The following is a 16,838-nucleotide window of genomic DNA, read 5'->3' on the forward strand; positions in this document are numbered from 1 at the left end:
CCGCCGGCCTCACGCCGTCGTGCCCGGGGGAGCGGCGCTCCCGCAGATCAGCGCACGGTGCGCTCCGGGGCGAGGACGACCGCGCCCAGCGGGGGCACCGACAGGCGCACGGAGGCCTCGCGGCCGTGCATCGGCAGCTTCTCGGCCCGCACCCGACCGAGGTTGCCGACCCCGCTGCCGCCGTAGACGGGGGCGTCGGAGTTGAGGACCTCGACCCAGCCGCCGGCCTCGGGCATCGGCACCCGGTACTCGTGCCACGGGGACGGGGAGAAGTTCACGACCACCACGACCGGGTCGCCCGCCGCGTCGCGGCGGGCGAAGGCGACCGTGTTGTGGGCGCCGTCGTCCCCGATCAGCCACTCGAAGCCGGCCGGGTCCTGGTCCTGCTCGTACAGCGCCGGGTGCTCCCGCAGCAGATGGTTGAGGTCCCGCACGAGCTGCTGGGCGCCGCGGTGCAGCGGGTACTCCAGCAGCCACCAGGGCAGCCCCGAGGACTCCGACCACTCCGTGCCCTGGCCGAACTCGCTGCCCATGAACAGCAGCTGCTTGCCGGGATGCGTCCACTGGAAGGCGAGATAGGCGCGCAGGCTCGCGGCCTGCTGCCAGTCGTCGCCGGGCGCCTTGCGCAGCAGGGAGCCCTTGCCGTGGACGACCTCGTCGTGGGAGATCGGCAGCACGAAGTTCTCGGAGTACTGGTAGATCAGCGAGAACGTGAGGTCGTGATGGTGGTACTGGCGGTGGATCGGGTCCAGGCCCAGGTACTCGAGGGTGTCGTGCATCCAGCCCATGTTCCACTTGAAGCCGAAGCCGAGCCCGCCGGCGTCGGTGGGTCGGGTGACCCCCGGGAAGGACGTGGACTCCTCGGCGATCATCACGATGCCGGGGGCGCGCTTGTACGCCGTCGCGTTCGTCTCCTGGAGGAAGGCGATCGCCTCGAGGTTCTCGCGGCCGCCGTGGCGGTTGGGCAGCCACTGCCCCTCCTCGCGCGAGTAGTCGAGGTAGAGCATGGAGGCGACGGCATCCACGCGCAGGCCGTCGACATGGAACTCCTCGAGCCAGTAGCACGCGTTGGCGACGAGGAAGTTGCGCACCTCGTTGCGGCCGAGGTCGAAAATGTAGGTGCCCCAGTCGGGATGCTCGCCCAGGCGCGGGTCGGCGTGCTCGTACAGCGGCTGGCCGTCGAAGCGGGCCAGGGCGAACTCGTCCTTGGGGAAGTGCGCGGGGACCCAGTCCATGATCACGCCGATCCCGGCCCGGTGCAGGGCGTCGATCAGCGCGCGCAGCTCGTCGGGGGAGCCCAGGCGCGAGGTGGGTGCGTAGTAGCCGGTGACCTGGTAGCCCCAGGAGCCGCCGAAGGGGTGCTCGGCCAGCGGCATGAACTCCACGTGCGTGAAGCCCATCTCCACCACGTAGTCGACCAGCTCGGTGGCGAGCTCGGCGTAGCCCAGCCCCTGGCGCCAGCTGGGCAGGTGGACCTCGTAGATGGACATCGGCGCGGACAGGGCGTCGGTCTGGGCCCGGGCGGCCAACCAGGCGTCGTCGTCCCATTCGAAGGTGCTGCTGGTGACGATCGAGCCGGTGGCCGGCGGGACCTCGGCGCGGCGGGCCATCGGATCGGCCTTCTCGCGCCACTGGGAGTCCCCGCCGAGGATCCGGTACTTGTACACGGCGCCGTCGCCGACCCCGGGGACGAACAGCTCCCAGACGCCGGAGGATCCCAGCGAGCGCATCGCATGGCCCCGTCCGTCCCAGCCGTCGAACTCGCCGATCACCTGCACGGCACGGGCGTTCGGCGCCCAGACCGCGAAGGAGGTGCCCGGCACGCCGCCGACCTCGCGCACGTGGGAGCCGAGCGCGCGCCACAGCTCCTCGTGGCGTCCCTCGCGGATCAGGTGCAGGTCCAGCTCGCCGAGGGTGGGCAGGAAGCGGTAGGGCTCCTCGAGCTCGACCGGGTCCTGGCCCTCGCTCCAGGTGACCCGGATCCGATAGCGGGGCACCTCGGGGAGGTCGATCACCCCGACCCAGATGCCGTCGTGCTCGTGGACCATGTCCACGGCCGTGCCGTCCTCGAGCACCGCCGCGACGGCGTGCGCGAGCGGCTTGAGCGTGCGGACGGTGACGGCCCCGTCGTAGTGGTGCACACCGAGCACCGAGTGCGGGTCGTGGTAGGAGCCGGTGGCCGTCGCGCCGAGCTCGTGGGTCCCCACGGGCATGGGCTGGGGGGCGCCGGTGCCGCTGCTGTTCTCGCTCATGATGGTCTCCTCGGGCGGTCGGGGTCAGGCGTGCTCGCGCACGATGCGCAGCACGTGGGCGGGGCGGGAGCCGGCGCTGAGGATCACGAACGGATCGGCATCCCAGGTGAACCGCTCGCCGGTGAGCAGGTCCTCCACCTCGAAGGGTCCGGGCACGTCGAGGGCCTCCAGGTCCAGGTGGACCGCGGTCCCGCTGTCGCGGTCGTGCTCGGTCAGCGACACCACGATCACGGTGTCCGCGACGCCGCCGGGGGTGGCCTCGCCCGGCAGGTGCTTGGAGAAGACGAGCACCTGCGGGTCGTCGGCCCGGTGGAAGGTCACGTCGGTGAGCGTCTGCAGGCTGGGGTGCTCGCGCCGGATCGTGTTCAGCCGCGTCAGCAGCGGCTCGAGGCTCCGCCCCGAGCGCAGGGCTCCCAGGTAGTCGCGGGGCTTGTACTCGTACTTCTCGTTGTCGATCTGCTCCTGCGCCCCGGGCCGCGGGACGTCCTCGACCAGCTCGTAGCCGGAGTAGATGCCCCAGGTGGGCGAGAGCGTCGCGGCGAGGATCGCCCGCAGGCGGAAGGCGGCCTCGCCGCCGCCGCTCATGAAGGGCGTGAGGATGTCGTGCGTGGTGGGCCAGAAGCTGGGCCGCATGTAGTGCGCGGCCTCGGCCAGCTCGAGGGCGTACTCGCTGAGCTCCTCGGGCGTGTGGCGCCAGGTGAAGTAGGTGTAGGACTGGTGGAAGCCGACCTTGCCCAGGGTGTGCATCATGGTGGGCCGGGTGAAGGCCTCGGCCAGGAAGATCACCTCCGGGTGCTTCTCGTCGAACTCCGCGAGCAGCTCCTCCCAGAAGCGCACCGGCTTGGTGTGGGGGTTGTCCACGCGGAACAGGGTCACCCCGTGGGACACCCACAGCTCGAGCATGTCGCGGATCGCCGCGTACAGCCCCTCGTAGTCGGTGTCGAAGCTCAGGGGGTAGATGTCCTGGTACTTCTTGGGCGGGTTCTCGGCGTAGGCGATGCTGCCGTCGGGGCGCACCACGAACCACTCGGGGTGCTCCGCCACCCACGGGTGGTCGGGGGAGCACTGCAGGGCGATGTCCATGGCGACCTCGAGCCCCAGCTCCTTCGCCCGGCCGACGAAGGCGTCGAAGTCCTCCATCGTCCCGAGGTCCGGGTGGATCGCATCGTGGCCGCCGTCCGGGGAGCCGATGGCGTAGGGGGACCCCGGATCGCCCTCGGCCACCTCGAGCGTGTTGTTGCGGCCCTTGCGGAAGGTGGTGCCGATGGGATGGATGGGCGTGAGGTAGGCGACGTCGAAGCCCATCGCCGCGATCCGGTCCAGGGACCGGGCGGCGGTCGCGAAGGTGCCCGAGCGCCAGCCGCCGTGCTCGGGATCGAAGCGGGCGCCCTCGGACCGGGGGAAGAACTCGTACCAGGAGCCGAACAGGGCCCGGCGTCGGTGGACCACCAGCGGGTAGGGGCCCGCGGTGGTGACGCCCTCGCGCAGGGGCCGCTCCCGCAGCACGGCCGCGAGGTCGGCGGCGAGGGCGGGGGCGACGCGCCCCTGGGGTCCCAGCGCGTGGCTGCGCAGCGCGTCGATCGCCGCCCGCGCCAGGGTCGCGTCGGAGGCGGGACGCAGCCCCGCCTCGGCCTCCTCGATCACGGGGGCGAGCACCTGCACGCCCTCGGCGCACACGAGGTCGACGTCGATGCCGGCGGGGATCTTCACCTCGGCGACGTGCGCCCAGGTGGCGTACGGGGCGCTGAACGCCTCCACGGTGAAGGACCAGTGGCCGGGGCGGTCCGGGATCGCGTACCCGCGCCACAGGTCCAGGCCGGGGTTCAGCGGCTCGAGCGGCAGCACGCTCTCCGCACCGTCGGGATCCCGCAGGCGCACCTGCACGCCCATCGCGTCGTGGCCCTCGCGGAAGGCGTTGACGGTCAGCGGGACCCGTTCGCCCTCGGCGGCCGATGCCGGGAAGCGCCCCCCGTCCACGACCGGGGACACGGCCATGATCGGGATCCGGCCCACGCCGGCGTCCAGGCCCCGCGGAGCAGCGCTCGCAGGGGGAGCCGGGCTCGCGGAGGGAGGTGCGGGGGACTTCGATGCGGTGGGGCCGCTCGCTGCGGTCATGCCTACTCCTGCCGGATCGGGTCGGGGTGCCGGCGGGGGGAGCCGCCTGGGCTCAGGGTAGCCGCTCCTCGACCCCGGATGTGTCGCCGATCACGATGACGACGACGCTGCGCGCCGGGACCTGCAGCCGCTGCCGCCCGTCCTTCCCGCGCACGGGGCGAGACATCGGATCGCTGCCGGTCCCGCCGTCCTCGCGGGAGGTGTCCAGCACGATCCGCGGGGTCCCGGTGGGCCAGGGCTGCGCCGGCAGCGTGACCTCCAGGTCGCGGTCGGCGCCGGAGATCACCACGAGCACATGCTCGGGGCCGGGGCGCAGCATCTGCAGCACATGCCGGCGGGGGTCGAACCAGTCCTCGTGGCTGAGCTCCTCGCCCTCGCGCCCGAACCAGGCGACCTGGTCCTCGCGCAGGTCCGCCGGGTCGGCCGGGCGGGGGAACGCGCGGGTGCGCAGCTGGGGATGCTCGCGGCGCAGGGCGAGCAGCGTGCGCACCGTCGCGATGCAGGACTCCTCGCTCTCGGCGAGGGACCAGTCGACCCAGGAGATCTCGTTGTCCTGGCAGTAGGCGTTGTTGTTGCCCTGCTGGGTGCGCGAGAGCTCGTCCCCGGCGGTGATCATCGGGGTGCCGCTGGCCAGCAGGAGGGTGGCGAGCATCGAGCGGCGGGTGCGCCGGCGCTGCGCGGCGATGCGGGCGCCGTCGGCCGTGCCCGGATCCACCGGACCCTCGTGCCCGTGGTTCCAGGAGCGGTTGGCCTCGGTGCCGTCGCGGCCGTCCTCCCCGTTGGCCTCGTTGTGCTTGTCGTCGTAGCTCGTGAGATCGGCGAGGGTGAAGCCGTCGTGGGCCGTGAGGTAGTTGACCGACGCCCAGGCCGAGCGCAGGGTCCGCCCGGCGGGAAGGTCGGAGGGGTCCTGGCGGGTGAACAGGTCGCTGCTGCCGGCCAGGCGGGTGGCGAGATCGCGGACGCCGCCGATCGCCGGGTCGCCGGAGCGCTCCCGCTCCCGCGGCTGCGCCAGCCAGTAGCCGCGCACCCCGTCGCGGAAGGCGTCGTTCCACTCGGCGAACGGCGGCAGGAAGCCGCCGGTGCGCCAGCCGTAGGAGCCCACGTCCCAGGGCTCGGCGATGAGCTTGAGCCCCCGCAGCACCGGGTCGGTGCTGATGGCGCGCAGCAGGGGATGGTCGGCGCGGAAGCCGCCGTCGTCCCGGGCCAGGGCGGTCGCCAGGTCGAAGCGGAAGCCGTCGACGTGGACCTCCTGCGCCCAGTAGCGCAGGGAGGCGAGGATCAGGTCCATCACGTGGACGCTGCGCGGGTCGAGGGTGCCGCCGGTGCCGGTGACGTCGAGGAAGGAGCCCTCGGAGAGCCAGTAGTACTCCGCCGCGTCCAGGCCGCGCAGGGACAGGCTGGGCCCCAGCGCCCCGCCCTCGGCGGTGTGGTTGTAGACCACGTCGAGGATCACCTCGATCCCGGCCGCGTGCAGGGAGCGGACCATGGTGCGCACCTCGTCGAGCACCGCCTGCGCGCCGGCCCGCTGGGCCGCGGCGGTCGCCAGGGCCGGGTTGGGGGCCAGGAAGGAGAGGGTCGAGTAGCCCCAGTAGTTCGTCAGCCCCAGCCGCGTGAGGTGCGGCTCGTCCATCGCGGCGTGGATCGGCATCAGCTCGATCGCGGTGACGCCGAGGGAGCGCAGATGGTCGGTGACGGCGCGGTGCCCGAGCCCCGCATAGGTGCCGCGCTGGGCGGAGGGGACCCGCGGGTGCAGGGCCGTCAGCCCCTTGACGTGCGCCTCGTACAGGACGGTGTCCTCCCACGGGGTGCGCGGGGCGCGGTCCTCCTGCCAGTCGAAGGAGCCGTCCAGGTGCACCGACCACACGGCGGTGGGCCCGGAGTCGAAGGGGCTGGGGGCGAGCTCGGCGGAGACCGGCTCGAGCATCGAGTCGACCTCGTAGGGGAACATCGAGGTCAGCAGCGGCGAGGCGTGGCTCACCCCGCGCGCGTAGGGATCCAGCAGGAGCATCTCGGGGTTCGCGAAGTGCCCCGCCTCCGGGTCCCACCGGCCGTAGACCCGGATGCCGTACTCGGTGCCGGGGGTCATCCCGGTGACGCGGTCCCAGTGCAGCGGGCCGTCCACGCGGCGCAGCCGGTGCCGCGTCTCGGTGCGTCCCCGGCGGATGCACAGGTCGACCGCCTGCGCGCGGGGCGCGACGACGGCGAAGGTCCCGCTCCCGTCCTGGCCGACGTGCAGACCGGGGGAGACGGGGGCGGAGGCTGAGGGGACGTGTTCCGGCACCCGCTCATCCTCGCACCGGGCGGAGCGCGCGCCCGGAGGACCGGGTGTTCTGTGGTCGGTGCCACCGCATTCACGGTGCCCCCGCTCACACCCGTTAGGATCGTGGCCGGTGCCGCCGCAGCGCGCGAGGGCACCGGCAGACGCCGCAAGAGCATGGATGGGGAAGCGCACCACATGAGCAATCCGCCGCATCAGCGTCCCGAGGCGCCCGCGTCGCCGCAGTCCGAGGCCCGGGGACAGCGTCCCGCGGCGTCGTTCGCCCCCGGTGCCGCCACCATCTCGGGCGAGGACCTCGAGCGGGCGAAGCAGATCGTGCGCACGATCAGCAGCGTCTTCGGCTCCCGCGTGGTCGGCCAGGAGAACCTGCGCCTGACCCTGCTGGCGGCGCTCGCCGCCGGCGGGCACGTGCTGCTGGAGTCGGTCCCGGGGCTGGCCAAGACGACGGCCGCATCGGCCCTGGCGTCCTCGATCACCGGCACCTTCGCCCGCATCCAGTGCACGCCCGACCTGATGCCCAACGACATCATCGGCACCCAGATCTTCAACTACGGCAACGGCACCTTCACCACCCAGCTGGGCCCGGTGCACGCGAACGTCGTGCTGCTGGACGAGATCAACCGCTCGAGCGCGAAGACCCAGTCGGCCATGCTCGAGGCGATGCAGGAGCGGCAGACCTCCATCGGCGGGGAGGTCTACAAGCTCCCCTCGCCGTTCATGGTGCTCGCCACCCAGAACCCGATCGAGGAGGAGGGCACCTACGTCCTCCCCGAGGCGCAGATGGACCGCTTCCTCATCAAGGAGGTCCTCACCTACCCGCGGCCCGGCGAGGAGCACGAGATCCTCGACCGCTCCACCAGCGGCCGTCTCTCGGCGCCCTCCGAGCCGGTCGCCAGCGTCACCCTCGACGACATCCGCTTCCTGCAGCGCATGGTCGATGCGGTGTACGTCGACCAGGCCGTCAAGCGCTACATCATCGACCTCGTGTTCACCACCCGCGGCTCCGGCCCGCGCCCGGTGCCGAACCTGACCCAGTCGGTCCGCGTGGGCGCCAGCCCCCGCGGCTCGCTCGCGCTGATGCGGGTGGGCCAGGCGCACGCGCTGCTGAACGGGCGCTCCTTCGTCACCCCGGACGACGTGCGCGCCATGCGCTACGGCGTGCTGCGCCACCGCCTCGTGCTGACCTTCGACGCCCTGGCCGGCGGCATCAAGCCCGAGCAGATCATCGACGCGGTGTTCCACGCCGTGCCGATGCCCTGACCGCGAGGAGAGGACGGCGCCGCATGGCGACATCGCTGCTGACCCGTGTCAAGGCCCGGGTGGACCTGTCCACGTCCGGGCGGGCACGGGGACTGATCCAGGGGCGCGGACGGTCCCTGTTCAAGGGGAGCGGCGAGGACTTCGACGACCTGAAGTACTACCAGCCCGGGGACAAGATCTCCGACATCGACTGGAAGGCGACGGCGCGCTCGGGGGAGCCGCTGATCCGCCAGTTCAACGAGGAGCGGGTGCGTCACCTGTCGATCGTGGCGGACACCTCCTCCGCGATGGCCGCGACCGCGGCCGACGGCACCTCCAAGCGCGATGCCATGGTGACCGCCGCGGGGCTGGTGTGCTTCCTGGCCCAGAAGAACGGGGACCTGGTGGGTCTGGTCGCCGGCGCGGAGGCGCGGCCCACCCAGCTGCCGGCCCGCTCCAGCGACGGCCACCTCGAGCTGGTGCTGCGCACCATCCAGCAGACCACCACCGCGGCCGCCCCGGCGCCGGACTCCTCCTGGCTGATCGAGCGCGCCTTCCGCGTGACCTCCCGCGCCACGCTGATGACCATCATCACCGACGAGGCGCATCCCCTGCTGGAGGACTACTCGATCCTGCGGCGCCTGACCACCCGGCACGACGTGATGGTGGTGCGCATCGGCGATGCGGATCCCCTCCAGCGCGAGGACGAGGAGCACGAGGTCGTCGACGTCAACCATCCGCGGGAGATCGCGGAGCTCTCGCGCCACAGCCCGAAGGTCGCCCGGGACGTCGAGGCCTTCCGCCGGGCCCGTCGCGACGAGGTCTCCGCGATGCTGGACCGCCTGCACATCAGCCACGTGCTCACCGCCGGGGACACCACGGTGGTCGAGGACATGATCGCCATGCTGCGTGCGAGGGAGTACCGCCATGCCCGCGCCTGAGTTCCCGCTGCCGTCCCTCCTCGCGGAGCCCGCCCAGATCATCGATCCGCCGCAGTACTCGGTGGCCTGGCTGATCCTCGCCGCGCTGTGCCTGATCGTGATCGCCGCGCTGGTCATCGCGGTGCTGCGCATCTCCCGCGCCGTGGTCACCCGCAGCGCCTACCGCGCCCGCCCCGGCGAGGTGGAGACCCTCAAGGCCGAGTTCCTGCGCGCGGTCAACGAGATCGCCGCCCGCCACGAGGCCGAGGAGATCGACGCGCGCGAGGGCCACCACGAGCTCACCGCCGTCATGCGGCGCTTCGTGCGCTCGACCACCGGCCACGACGTCACCAGCCAGGACCTCGCCACGCTGATCGCCGACGACCGCACCCACGACGTGGGCCGGCTGATCGCCCACCTCTACGAGCCGGACTTCGCCGCCAGCAGCGACACCGAGCTGGCCGAGTCCGTGCACCGCTGCCGGGAGGTGATCCGCCGATGGTCATGACCTTCTGGTGGGTCACGCTGCTGCTGCTCCTGGCGGGGATCGCGGTGTGGGCGATCACCTTCTGGAACCGCCGCGCCATGCGCCGCTCGCCGGTGCTGGTGGCCAACTCCTCCTTCCTCGAGCAGCTGCCCAGCTTCGTGCGCGCCCAGCGCACGGCCCGGATCGTCCGCGTGCTGCAGGTGGGGCTGGCGGTGCTGGGCGTGCTCGGCGCCTCCGTGCTCTCGGGCCGCGTGGCCACCGAGCGCATCGAGACCCCCGACTTCGCGAGCCGGGACATCGTGCTGTGCCTGGACGTGTCCGGCTCGATGTACGAGTACGACACGGAGATCCTGCAGACCTTCGCCGCGATGGTGGACTCCTTCGACGGCGAGCGGGTGGCGCTGTCGATCTTCAACTCCACCAGCCGCACCGTCTTCCCCCTCACCAACGACTACGACCTGATCCGGCGCGAGCTCACTGAGGGCGCCGAGGCCATCGACTTCGACGAGACGGGCTACCGCCTGGGCACCCGCGACTACCCCGAGGAGAAGGTGCGCCAGTACGTCGACTTCGTCGAGGGCACGCGCGGCATCGACGACCAGGCCTCCATCGTCCCCGACGGCCTGGCCTCCTGCGGACTGCTGTTCGACCAGGCCGCCCAGGACCGCAGCCGCTCGATCATCTTCGCGACGGACAACGAGGTCAACGGCGAGCCGATCTTCACCCTCCAGGAGGCGGTGGACGGCGTCGCCGCCCGCGACATCGACCTGTACACCTTCTACCCCGGCGCCTTCGAGTGCACCGACGTCTGCTTCGAGGAGCTCAAGACGGTCACCGAGACCGTCGACGGCGGCCTGTACCAGTCCTCGGACCCGAACGCGATCCCCTCGATCATCGAGCAGATCCAGCGCAGCCAGGCCGAGCTGATGGGCGCCGAGCCCACCGTGATCCGCAACGACCACCCGATGCTCGGCTTCGTGCTGGCGCTGCTCGCGCTGGTCGCGGTGCTGGTCCTGGGCTGGAGGAACCGCTGATGCGCCTGGAGCACCTGATCCCGCTGTGGCTGAGCATCCCGGTGCTGCTGCCCCTGCTCGTGCTGTGCGCCGTGATGCTGGTGAGCCGCCCCCGCCAGCGGGTCGACTGGGGGCGCCGTCTGCTGATGGTGCTGCTGATCGCCGTGGTCGCGGTGCGCCCGGTGACCCCGCTCGAGGGCGAGCAGACCCAGCGCATGAACGCGAACGTCTTCTTCGTCGTGGACCGCACCGGCTCGATGAACGCCGAGGACTACGCGGACGGGCAGCCCCGGCTGGAGGGGGTGAAGGCCGACATGCAGCGGATCATGTCCATGACCGAGGGCTCGCGCTACTCGATCATCTCCTTCGACTCCTCCGCCTCGGAGCAGCTGCCGCTGACCACCGATGCAGGGGCCGCACTGGCCTGGGTCGACACCCTCACCACCGAGCCCACCGCCTACTCCCAGGGCTCCAACGTGGACCGGCCCCTGCAGCGCCTGCTCACGGCCCTGTCCGAGACCAAGCGCGATGATCCCGACTCCTACCGGATCGTCTACTTCCTCTCCGACGGGGAGAACACCGACGGGCAGGAGTCCGAGCCCTTCGGCCCCGCCCAGCCGATGATCGACGGCGGCGCCGTGCTGGGCTACGGCACCCCGGAGGGCGGGCCGATGAAGGCCCAGGGCGGCCAGAGCGACGGCGAGTACATCACCGATGCGTCGGGGGCGCAGGGACTGTCGATGATCGACGAGGCGCAGCTGGAGAAGATCGCCGCCGACATGGGCGTGCCGTACCTGCATCGCACCGACCCCGAGGCCCCGATCGAGGGGACGCTGGAGGGGATCGAGCTGCGCCCCGTCCCGGTGGAGTCCACCTCCCGGGTGCCGACCTACGAGGACTGGTACTGGGTCGCGGCGATCCCGCTGGCCTGCCTGTTCATCTGGGAGCTGGGAGCGATGACGTACCGCCTGCCCCGGCGGATGGATCGCACGGATGTACCCTCCGTGCAGGAGCGCTGAGCCGGAGATGACGACGCCGCGGGGGAGGACCCGATGAACCCGACCACGACCGTCCCCGAGCAGGGGAGCACCGACCGTCCGCCCCTGACGCAGGACGAGCCGCGCCGGCCGGGGGACTTCGGCCTGGACGTGCGGCGCCTGCGCACCATCCGCCTGATCGCCTTCGGCGTGCTCGCGATCCCGCTGCTGCTGCTGGGCCTGCTGGCGCTGAAGTTCGTCTCGCTGCCGGTGACGCAGGCCTGGCACGGCGCCGCCTACGAGAAGCAGGAGTACACCTCCGCCATCGACCGCCTCGCGCCCGTCTGGGTCGTGAACTGGTTCGAGCCCTACCTGCCGCACCTGACCAAGGGCACCGACCTGCTGCAGGCCGGGGACGACGCCGCCGCGGAGGCGGAGCTGCGCACCGCCCTCGAGGTCTGGGAGGGATCCTCCGACCTCAACCAGCCGATCCACGCCCAGTGCAAGATCCTCAACAACCTCGCGATCTCCATCGAGCGGCAGGCCGACCTCATCGAGGACCCGGCCGAGCGCGCCGACCGCCTGTTCGAGGCGGAGCAGATGCTGTTCGTCTGCGCCTCCGGCGGCGGAGGCGGCCAGGACGGCGAGGGCGGCGGGGGCGGCGGCGCCGGCAACGAGGACCAGGAGACCACGGACGAGAACGAGAAGCGCGTCGAGGAGAAGCGGCGCGGGGCCGACGAGGAGGCCGGCAACGACCCCGACGCCCGCCAGAAGGAGGGGCAGGGCGGAGCCCCCGATCCGGGCTCGCCCCGCCACGAGGACCCCTCCGGCACCGGTCCCACCGAGGAGGCCACCACCGAGGGCCAGACCTCCGGGAACCCGAAGGAGGACGAGCTCGAGGAGCGCAACAAGTCCGCCAACCAGGGCGACGGCGAGTCCTCCTCCCCGGGCGAGGCGCAGGACCCGGAGAAGCCGTGGTGAGCGCCGGGCGCGCGTACCTCGACCACGCCGCGACCACCGCGCTGCGCCCCGCCGCGCGCGAGGCCTTCCTCGCGGCCTCCGACGTGCTGGGCAACCCCACCTCGGTGCACGGCTCGGGGCGCCGTGCCCGGGCCGTCCTCGACGAGGCGCTCGAGTCGATCGCCGCGGACCTGGGGGTGAGGCGGTCCTGGCTGATCCTGACCTCCGGCGGCACCGAGGCGGACAACCTCGCCGTGCGCGGCGCGGCCCTGGCCGCGCAGGCGGCGGATCCCGCGCGCTCGGCCGTCGCGGTCTGCGCGAGCGACCATGCGGCGGTGCTGGAGACCGCACGCTCCCTGGCCCCGCGGATCGCGGCCCGCGAGCTGCCCGTGACCGGGCGCGGCGCCGTCGACCCCGACGCCCTGGACCGCGCCCTCGCCGACGGCGCGGTGAGCGTGGTCAGCGCCGCCCTGGTCAACAACGAGACCGGCATCCTCCAGGACCTCGCGTCGATCTCCGCGGCGGCCCGCGCCCACGGCGCCGTCGTGCACACCGACGCCGTCCAGGCCGTGGGGCATGCGGCCCTGCCGGCCCCGGGGACCGTCGACCTCATGTCCCTGTCCGGCCACAAGATCGGCGCCCCGGTCGGCGTCGGCGTCCTGGTGGCGGATCCGGCCGTCCCGCTCACGGCCCAGTCCACCGGCGGCGGTCAGCAGCGCGGGGTCCGCTCCGGCACCCTGGACGCCGCCCACGCGGCGAGCCTCGCCGCGGCCCTGCACGAGGTCCTCGCCGAGGCGGAGGCCGAGTCCGCGCGCCTGCGCGATCTCGCCGCCCGTCTGCGGGAGGGGATCGCCCGCATCGACCCCTCCGTCCGCTTCACCGCGCCGGAGGACGTCCCGCAGGCCGGGCACATCGTGCACGCGACCTTCCCCGGGGCCGATCAGGACGCGCTGCTGTTCCTGCTGGACGAGCGCGGGGTGGACTCCTCCGGAGGCTCCGCCTGCAGCGCCGGCGTCCAGCGGGGCAGCCACGTGCTCGAGGCGATGGGCGTGGACGCCCGCGGCCACGCCATGCTGCGTCTGTCCCTGGGATGGACCTCCACCGCCGAGGACGTCGACATCGTCCTCGCGGCGCTGCCCGAGGCGCTGCAGCGGGCCCGGGCCGTGGGCTCCCTGTTCGGCTGAGCGCATACACTGCTGGGTCGGCAGGAACACCGGAGGAGGGGCATGAAGGTTCTGGCAGCGATGAGCGGCGGCGTCGATTCCGCCGTGGCCGCGGCGCGCGCCGCGGAGGCGGGGCACGAGGTGGTCGGCGTGCACATGGCGCTGTCGAAGGACCGCTCGCAGACCCGGGTGGGCTCCCGCGGCTGCTGCACCGTGGAGGACGCCTCGGACGCCAGGGTGGCCGCCGAGCGCATCGGCATCCCGTACTACGTGTGGGACCTCTCCGACGACTTCCACGACCTCGTCGTCGAGGACTTCCTGTCCGAGTACGCGGCCGGCCGCACCCCGAACCCCTGCGTGCGCTGCAACGAGCGCATCAAGTTCGCCTCCCTCCTCGAGCGGGCCAAGGCGCTCGGCTTCGACGCCGTGTGCACGGGCCACTACGCCTCGATCCGCGCCGAGGGCCCGGGCGGCGCCCCCTCCCTGCACCGCTCCCGCAACAGCGCGAAGGACCAGTCCTACGTGCTCGCGGTGATGGGGCCGGAGGCCATCGGCTCCTCCCTCTTCCCGCTCGGCGACATGGCCGACAAGCAAGCCGTGCGCGAGGAGGCGCGCTCGCGCCGGCTGGGCGTGTCCACCAAGCCCGACAGCTACGACATCTGCTTCATCGCCGACGGCGACACCCGGGGCTTCCTCGAGCGCAGCCTCGGCGAGGCGCCCGGCGAGATCGTCGACGCCGACGGCGCGGTGCTCGGCACCCACCGGGGCACCCACGGCTACACCATCGGCCAGCGCAAGGGGCTGGGCCTGCACCAGCCTGCGGCCGATGGGCGCCCCCGCTACGTGCTGGACGTGCGGCCCGAGTCCCGGCAGGTCGTCGTCGGGGCCGCCGAGCTGCTGTCCACCTCCCGCCTGCTGGCCCGTGACCTGGTCGTCTTCGAGCCGCTGAGCGCCGGGCGGCGCGTCACGGCGCAGATCCGCGCCCACGGCGAGGCGATCCCGGGCCGGATCGAGCAGCTGCCGGCAGGGGAGGAGCTGCTGGAGGTGTCGCTCGAGCAGAGCGTGCGCGGCGTCGCCCCCGGTCAGACCCTCGTGCTGTACGACGGCGACCGGGTGCTCGCCGCGGCGACCCTGGAGCGCCGGGCGTGAGCGCGCTGGTCACCCTCACCGGGGACGGCACCCTCGTCTCCGCCCCCGGGCAGGACGCGAGCCGGCTCGAGGCCCTGGTGGCCCTGCGCTCCCTGCTGGGGGACGACCTCGAGGATGAGATCGGCACCGAGCTGTACCTCCCGGCCGCGCTGGGGACCGAGAGCGCCGACCAGCTGCTGCCGGCCTCCCTCGCCCTGCTCGCCGGGACCAGCGGCGACCTCACCTCCTACGGATGGCGCATGGGGCCGGGCGCCGGCCGGGCCTGGCTGCGGGCCCGGGAGCTGCGCGCGCGGACCCTGGAGGACGCGCGCATCGCCCTGCTGGGCTACGAGGGTCCGCTGCGGGCGGTGACCCTGGGGCCGATCACCCTGGCCGCCGCCACCCACCTCGCCTCGGGGGAGCGCACCCTCGCCGACCGCGGCGCCGTGCGGGACGTGCCGATCCTGCTGGCCGAGGGGATCCTCGAGCACCTGCGGGCCGTGGCCTCCCATGTGCCGGGCGCGGCGCCCTCGGTCCTGCTGCGCGAGGACGCCGCCCGTGCGGTGCACGGCGGCTCCCTGCCCACCCCCTCCGGGTATCGGCGCTACCCGGCGCTGCCCGCCGCGGAGATCGGCGTGCTGTGGCGGGGGCTGCTGGAGGCCCTGGCCTCGGCCGGCGCCGAGGCCTCGCAGGTGCGCCTGCAGGTCCCCGCCGATGCGGAGCTGCTCCAGGCCGCGATCAGCGCCGGCGCGCGCTCCCTCGCGATCGCCCCCGCGAGCATCGGCCCGCTGTCCGGGGCGTCGGGGCGCCGCCTGTGGGAGGCCCTCGCCGGCGCCCGCGAGGACGGCATCGACCTGGCGCTCGTGGTGGATCCGGCGCGGGCGGAGCCGACCCTCGAGGCGCTCGCGGAGGTCTGGGGGCGGCTGGGGTACGGGCGGCGGGAGCTCGCCGGGTTCACGCTGCTGGCGCATCGCCCGCGCGGGCGTGCGGGCGAGGATCCCGCCGCCGAGCCCTCCCGCGACACCCTGCTCACCGAGGGGGACCTGCAGCGGTTGCTGCGGGCCGCCCCGGCGTGGGCGGAGCGGGTTCAGGGCTGACCGCGGCGGCGACGTCGAGATCGGGTCGCCCCATCGAGACCTGATCCCGGCGTCCCGTCCAGGCTACGGCCGCGGGGCGTCCCTCGGAAGGGCGCCCGGTCCTCGAGATCAGGCCGTGAGCACGGCCCCGAGCAGCCCCGTGCCGGTGACGATCACGCCCAGCGCGAGCGCGAGGGCCACGGGCCGCCCGCCCACCTGGCGCAGCAGCGCCCACCGCACGCCCGTGCCGAGCGCGAACATCGCCGCGGCCAGCAGCACGGACTGCACGAGCTGCGCGGCGCCGAGCACCGCCGGGGGCACGAGCCCGCTCGAGCGCACCAGCACCGCGAGCAGGAACCCGATCACGAAGACGGGCACCAGCGGCGGCCGGGCCCCGCCCTCCGCGGCGCCCGGCGCGGCGCTGCGGGAGCGCAGCGCGAGGGTGAGCGCCGCGATCACCGGGGCGAGCAGCAGGACGCGGCCCAGCTTCACCAGCACCGCCGCGTCCAGCGCCTCCGGCCCCAGCAGGCTCCCGGCCGCCACCACCTGCGCGACCTCGAGGATCGAGGCTCCCGCCCAGGTCCCCGCGGTCTGCGGCGCGAGCCCCAGCGCGCCCGCGGCGAGGGGCAGCAGCGGGATCATCGCCGTGCCGACGACGACCACGAGCGCGACCGCGGTCGCGGTGTGCGCCCGCAGCCGCTCCCGCTCGGATCCCTGCGCGGCGAGGGTCCCGGCGGTCGCTGCGACCGCCGCGGCCCCGCAGATGGAGAATCCGCAGCTGATGAGGATCGTCAGCATCGGCGGCAGGCGCAGCAGGCGGCCCAGCAGCAGCCCGGCGCCGATGCCGAGGGCCACCACCGCGGCCATCACCCCGAGCACCGCCGGCCCGAGGGCGAGCACGTCGCCGAGCGCGAGCTGCAGGCCCAGCAGCACGATGCCCGCGCGCAGCACCGACGTCGCGGTCGCGTCCAGGCCCGGTCGGACGGACGGCCCGAGCACCCCGGTGTTGGCCAGGACCGTGCCCAGCACGATCGCCACCAGGGCGGGGGAGGCGGCGGGCACCGCCGCGCCCGCCGCGACCGCGATCGCCCCTGCCCCGAGGCCCAGCCCGAGGCCGGGCAGCAGCCGGCGCCGCTGCGGGGGCGCGGGGAGGGCGGGGACGGGACGGAGGGCGGAGCGCGGGGACATGCCTCCACGGTCCCCTCCGCGGGGACGCGGGGGTAGCCCTCG

General features: G+C 73.4%; 13 protein-coding genes. 9 read left to right on the forward strand and 4 right to left on the reverse strand.

All coding sequences use genetic code 11. The features are described 5' to 3' along the window. Positions 1-47: 47 nt before the first annotated feature. The 3 genes from glgB to glgX form a co-directional block, all read right to left on the reverse strand. Positions 48-2,252: a 1,4-alpha-glucan branching protein GlgB gene (gene glgB, locus BF93_RS00200; protein WP_038369953.1), complete on the reverse strand. Its 2,205-nt coding sequence runs from the start codon at positions 2,250-2,252 to the stop codon at positions 48-50. Between the two features lie 24 nt (positions 2,253-2,276). Next, positions 2,277-4,247, reverse strand: coding sequence for an alpha-1,4-glucan--maltose-1-phosphate maltosyltransferase (locus tag BF93_RS00205; protein ID WP_051486447.1), 1,971 nt, complete (start codon positions 4,245-4,247; stop codon positions 2,277-2,279). A gap of 172 nt (positions 4,248-4,419) precedes the next feature. Continuing rightward, positions 4,420-6,648 (reverse strand): glycogen debranching protein GlgX, encoded by a 2,229-nt coding sequence (gene glgX / locus BF93_RS00210; protein WP_038369954.1) that lies wholly within the window; start codon positions 6,646-6,648, stop codon positions 4,420-4,422. A 174-nt stretch (positions 6,649-6,822) separates the two neighbouring features. Here glgX and BF93_RS00215 point away from each other — a divergent pair, with 174 nt between their 5' ends. Genes BF93_RS00215 through BF93_RS00255 form a run of 9 tightly spaced genes read left to right on the forward strand, consistent with a single transcriptional unit; the run spans position 6,823 to position 15,629 of the window. Beyond that, complete coding sequence (locus BF93_RS00215; protein ID WP_232226134.1) at positions 6,823-7,905, forward strand: AAA family ATPase; 1,083 nt, start codon at positions 6,823-6,825, stop codon at positions 7,903-7,905. A gap of 23 nt (positions 7,906-7,928) precedes the next feature. Beyond that, the gene (locus tag BF93_RS00220) at positions 7,929-8,825 is read left to right on the forward strand and encodes a DUF58 domain-containing protein (protein ID WP_038369955.1); all 897 of its coding nucleotides are present in this window, start codon (positions 7,929-7,931) and stop codon (positions 8,823-8,825) included. Beyond that, entirely contained in the window at positions 8,812-9,312 is a 501-nt protein-coding gene (locus BF93_RS00225; RefSeq protein WP_038369957.1) for a hypothetical protein, read from the forward strand. Before BF93_RS00220 ends, BF93_RS00225 begins: the two co-directional genes overlap by 14 nt. Next, entirely contained in the window at positions 9,303-10,325 is a 1,023-nt protein-coding gene (locus BF93_RS00230; RefSeq protein ID WP_038369958.1) for a vWA domain-containing protein, read from the forward strand. The genes BF93_RS00225 and BF93_RS00230 overlap by 10 nt, the downstream gene beginning before the upstream one ends. Further along, positions 10,325-11,323: a vWA domain-containing protein gene (locus BF93_RS00235; protein ID WP_038369959.1), complete on the forward strand. Its 999-nt coding sequence runs from the start codon at positions 10,325-10,327 to the stop codon at positions 11,321-11,323. Before BF93_RS00230 ends, BF93_RS00235 begins: the two co-directional genes overlap by 1 nt. Before the next feature lie 33 nt (positions 11,324-11,356). Beyond that, on the forward strand, positions 11,357-12,262 hold the full coding sequence (locus BF93_RS00240; RefSeq protein ID WP_038369960.1) for a hypothetical protein: 906 nt from the start codon (positions 11,357-11,359) through the stop codon (positions 12,260-12,262). Beyond that, a complete protein-coding gene (locus BF93_RS00245) occupies positions 12,259-13,425 on the forward strand; it encodes a cysteine desulfurase family protein (protein WP_038370409.1) in 1,167 nt (388 codons plus the stop codon). The genes BF93_RS00240 and BF93_RS00245 overlap by 4 nt, the downstream gene beginning before the upstream one ends. Before the next feature lie 42 nt (positions 13,426-13,467). Then, on the forward strand, positions 13,468-14,553 hold the full coding sequence (gene mnmA / locus BF93_RS00250; protein WP_038369961.1) for a tRNA 2-thiouridine(34) synthase MnmA: 1,086 nt from the start codon (positions 13,468-13,470) through the stop codon (positions 14,551-14,553). After that, positions 14,550-15,629, forward strand: coding sequence for a hypothetical protein (locus BF93_RS00255; protein WP_038369963.1), 1,080 nt, complete (start codon positions 14,550-14,552; stop codon positions 15,627-15,629). The genes mnmA and BF93_RS00255 overlap by 4 nt, the downstream gene beginning before the upstream one ends. Before the next feature lie 108 nt (positions 15,630-15,737). On the opposite strand, the gene BF93_RS00260 is transcribed toward BF93_RS00255, so the two are convergent. Then, positions 15,738-16,796 carry a YeiH family protein gene (locus BF93_RS00260; RefSeq protein WP_051486331.1) on the reverse strand — a complete coding sequence of 353 codons (1,059 nt, stop codon included), beginning with the start codon at positions 16,794-16,796 and terminating at the stop codon, positions 15,738-15,740. Positions 16,797-16,838: the final 42 nt, after the last annotated feature.

Origin of the sequence: Brachybacterium phenoliresistens, assembly GCF_000576425.1 — a bacterium.
GTDB classification, from domain to species: domain Bacteria; phylum Actinomycetota; class Actinomycetes; order Actinomycetales; family Dermabacteraceae; genus Brachybacterium; species Brachybacterium phenoliresistens.